Below are 4211 nucleotides of genomic sequence, written 5' to 3'. Positions count from 1 at the left end.
CCGCCCGCAGTTGGGGCACTTGACGGTCGTCGCCTGCAGGGTGCTCATGCCGCTTGCGCTCCCTTGTCGTTGTCGGGCTGGTCGTAGGTGACGACCAGTTCTGCGTGCTGGGCGTCGACGCGGACGGTGGCGCCGTCCTGGACGTCGCCGCGCAGCAGGGCGCGTCCGACGAGGGTTTCGACCTCGTGGGAGATGTAGCGGCGCAGGGGCCGGGCTCCGTAGACGGGGTCGTAGCCTTGGTGGGCGATCAGTTTGCGTGCTGCTTCGGTGAGTTCGACGGTGATGCGGCGTTCGGCGAGGCGGCGGCGCAGTTCGTCGAACTGCAGCTCCACGATTCGTTCGATCTGGCGTTCGCCGAGGGGCTTGAACAGCACGATGTCGTCGACGCGGTTGAGGAATTCCGGGCGGAAGTGGCCGCGCAGTTCGCCCATCACCAGGGCGCGGGCGTCCGGTTTGATCTCGCCGTCGGCGGTGGCGCCGTCCAGGAGGTACTGGGAGCCGATGTTGGAGGTCATGATGATGACGGTGTTGCGGAAGTCGACGGTGCGGCCCTGGGCGTCGGTGATGCGGCCGTCGTCCAGGACCTGCAGCAAGGTGTTGAAGACGTCGGTGTGGGCCTTCTCGACCTCGTCGAACAGCACCACCGAGTAGGGCTTGCGGCGCACCGCCTCGGTGAGCTGTCCGCCTTCCTCGTAGCCGACGTATCCGGGCGGGGCGCCCATGAGCCGGCTGACGGTGTGCCGCTCCTGGTACTCGCTCATGTCGAGGCGGATCATGTTCTCCTCGGAGTCGAACAGGGCCGCCGCCAGGGTCTTGGCCAGCTCGGTCTTACCCACGCCGGTGGGGCCGAGGAAGATGAACGAGCCGATGGGGCGGCGCGGGTCCCGGATGCCGGAGCGGGCGCGGATGATGGCGTCGGTGACGAGTTTGACGGCCTCGTCCTGACCGATGACGCGTTCGTGCAGGATCTCGTCCAGGCGCAGCAGCTTCTCGCGTTCGCCCTCCTGCAGGCGGGCGACCGGCACGCCGGTCCAGGCGGCGACGATCTCGGCGATCTCCTCCTCGGTGACGACCTCGCGCAGCAGCCGGTTCTCGCCCTGCTTGGCGGCCAGTTGCTCCTCCTCGGCCTTCAGGCGGCGCTCGAGGTCCTGCAGGCGGCCGTAGCGCAGTTCGGCGGCGCGGTTGAGGTCGTAGGCGCGTTCGGCCTCCTCCGCCTGTTGGCGGACCTGTTCCAGTTCCTGGCGCAGTTCCTGCACGCGGCGGATCGCCTGCCGTTCGGCCTCCCACTGGGCACGTTTGGCGTCGGCCTCCGCCCGCAGATCCGCCAGCTCGCGGCGCAGTTCCTCCAGGCGGGCCTTGCTGGCCGGGTCGGTCTCCTTGGACAGGGCCGCCTCCTCGATCTCCAGCCGGGTGACACGGCGGGTGATCTCGTCGAGTTCGGCGGGCATCGAGTCGATCTCGGTACGCAGCCGGGCACAGGCCTCGTCGACGAGGTCGATGGCCTTGTCGGGCAGGAACCGGTCGGTGATGTAGCGGTGGGACAGGGTCGCCGCGGACACCAGCGCGGTGTCCTGGATCTTCACACCGTGGAAGATCTCCAGACGTTCACGCAAGCCCCGCAGGATCGAGATGGTGTCCTCCACACTCGGCTCGTCCACCAGCACCTGCTGGAAACGGCGTTCCAGGGCGGCGTCCTTCTCGATGTGCTTGCGGAACTCGTCCAGGGTGGTGGCACCGATCATGTGCAGTTCACCGCGGGCGAGCATCGGCTTGAGCATGTTGCCCGCGTCCATGGCCCCCTCCGCGGCACCCGCACCGACCACCGTGTGCAACTCGTCGACGAACAGCAGAATCTGCCCCTGAGCCGCCTTCACCTCGGCCAGCACCGCCTTGAGGCGCTCCTCGAACTCGCCCCGGTACTTCGCCCCCGCCACCAGCGAACCCATATCGAGCGCGAACACCGTCTTGTCCCGCAGCCCTTCGGGCACGTCACCGCGCACGATGCGCTGGGCCAGACCCTCGACGATGGCGGTCTTGCCGACGCCGGGGTCGCCGATGAGGACGGGGTTGTTCTTGGTCTTGCGGCTGAGGATCTGGGTGACGCGGCGGATCTCCCCGTCCCGGCCGATCACCGGATCCAGCCGCCCCGACCGGGCCTCCAGAACGAGATCGCGGCCGTACTTCTCCAACGCCTCATACGCCACCTCGGGGTTGGCCGAGGTGACCCGCTGGTTGCCGCGGACCTGGGTCAGCACGCCCAGGAACGCATCGCGGGTGACGCTGTGCTCCTTCAGCAGGCGCCCGGCAGCCGTCGCCGAGCCCTCCTCCGCCAAAGCCAGCAGAAGATGCTCCACGGACACGTACTCGTCCTTCAGCCGCTTGGCCTCCCGCTCCGCGGCATCCAGCAACCGGGACAGGCGCTGGGTGATGAAGACCTGGCCGGGTGACGCGCCGGGGCCGGTGACCTTCGGGCGGCGGGCGAGTTCCGCCCGCACCGCCGCACGCAACTCGTTGGGGTCGGCGCCGGTCTGCTGCAGCAGCCGCGGGATCAGACCCTCCTCCTGCTCGAGAAGCGCGAGCAGCAGATGCTCACCGTCGACCTCGGTCTGCCCCATCCCCACGGCCGCGCTCTGGGCCTCCTGGAGTGCTTGCTGGGACTTCTGCGTGAGACGGTTCATGTCCATGGCGGTATGTCACTCCTCGTGCCGGCGCGGCGCAGTGCGGCTTCGAGCAGACTGATGCGGTCCAGCAGATCCAGCACCAGACCGATGGATGCGTAGTTCAGACACAACCCGATGCGCAGCCGCTGCACCCGGGCGAGGACCGCCGGCGCCGCCCAGTCGAACACCAGGCGCCCCGCGGCGTCACGCTCGGCCTCCACCAGGCCCAGAGCGACGAACCGGCGGACCAGATCGGGATGGACCCCGGAGCGACGGGCCACGGCATCCAGGGAAAGCCTGGGCACCGGCACCAGCGCATACCGCACGGCCGTGGAACTCGCGCCCGTCTGTACGGGACGCTCGCCCGCGTGCGCCTGGTCGGTCCGACCGCCGGTGGCCGCCCATGAGGGTCGGTCGCTCATCACGTCCTCCTGGGGTCGAACGAAGAGGTGGCGGCGAGCTCCTCGAACAGCTCCCGCTCCCGGTCGCTGAGCTTGGGCGGCACCATGACACGCACTTCGGCATAGAGATCGCCGTCGGCACCGCGCGGGTTCGGCATGCCCTCACCACGCAGCCGCAGCCGCCGCCCGCTGGACGAGCCCGCGGGCACCGTCACCTTGGCCGTACTGCCGCCCGGCGTGGGCACCGGAACCGTCGCTCCCAGCGCCGCCTCCCAAGGGGCCACCGGAAGCTGCACATACACGTCCCGGCCATCGAGGCGGAACCGAGGGTGCGGCCGGATCCGCACCCGCAGATACAGATCCCCCGCAGGGGCGTCACCACTGCCCCGGCCACCCTCACCCGCCAGCCGGATACGCTGCCCATCGGTGACACCCGGCGGCACGTCGACCTCGAACCGCCGCGGCTCCCCACCAGGACCAGCAAGCGTGACAGTCCGGCGCCCACCCCTGTACGCCTCCTCGACCGTGAGCGGCAACTCCGCCTCCTGGTCGGCCCCGGGCACACGCATCCGTCCCGCGCCCCCGAAGAACGAGCCGAACAGATCCTCGACGTCGATACCCTCCGCGCCGAAGTCGTCGCCGAAACCGGTGGAGTACCGGACGCGGGGGCCGCCCGCGCCCGCCGTCCTCCGGGCGCGGAAGCCGCCGCCGGGTCCCCCGCCGACGCCGGCGCCGGCACCGACCCGCTCCTCCCAGTCCTCGGGAACCTTTCGGAAGTCCTCGCCGAAGCGGTCGTAACGGGCCCGGGTCTTCGGGTCGGACAGGACGCTGTACGCCTCGTTGATCTCCTTGAAGCGTTCCTCCGCCGTGGGGTCCTTGTTGACGTCCGGGTGGTACTTGCGGGCGAGTTTGCGATATGCCTGCTGGATCTCGTCCTGGCTCGCGGTCCGTGACACGCCCAGCACCTCGTAGAAGTCCCGTGCCATGACCGCTCACTCCCGCTTGGCGACGGTCACGGCGGCGGGCCTGAGTTGCCGCTCGGCCTCGCCGTAGCCGGGGCGCAGCACCTGCGCCACGGTGTTCGGTTCGGCGTCGGGGTCCTGGACCACGCCGACGACCTCGTGCCGGGAGGGGTCGAACGGGACGCCGG

At 69.9% G+C, this 4211-nt stretch carries 4 protein-coding genes; all 4 read right to left on the bottom strand.

Translation table 11 applies throughout. The features are described from left to right. Positions 1–44: 44 nt before the first annotated feature. Positions 45–2684, bottom strand: coding sequence for an ATP-dependent chaperone ClpB (clpB, locus tag ACFRAC_RS36450; RefSeq protein ID WP_382939575.1), 2640 nt, complete (start codon positions 2682–2684; stop codon positions 45–47). Next, positions 2675–3082, bottom strand: a complete 408-nt coding sequence (locus tag ACFRAC_RS36445) for a chaperone modulator CbpM (protein WP_382939570.1) — start codon at positions 3080–3082, stop codon at positions 2675–2677. The genes clpB and ACFRAC_RS36445 overlap by 10 nt, the downstream gene beginning before the upstream one ends. Next, complete coding sequence (locus ACFRAC_RS36440; protein ID WP_382939566.1) at positions 3082–4047, bottom strand: DnaJ C-terminal domain-containing protein; 966 nt, start codon at positions 4045–4047, stop codon at positions 3082–3084. Before ACFRAC_RS36440 ends, ACFRAC_RS36445 begins: the two co-directional genes overlap by 1 nt. A 6-nt stretch (positions 4048–4053) precedes the next feature. After that, positions 4054–4211, bottom strand: a 158-nt coding sequence (locus ACFRAC_RS36435) for a nucleotide exchange factor GrpE (RefSeq protein ID WP_382939580.1), incomplete at its 5' end; no start/stop codon positions are given.

Source organism: Streptomyces sp. NPDC056628 (assembly GCF_042792555.1).
Taxonomy (GTDB): Bacteria; Actinomycetota; Actinomycetes; order Streptomycetales; family Streptomycetaceae; genus Streptomyces.
The sequence above is the reverse complement of the archived record's forward strand: the minus strand, read 5'-3'. Positions and strand labels throughout refer to the sequence as shown.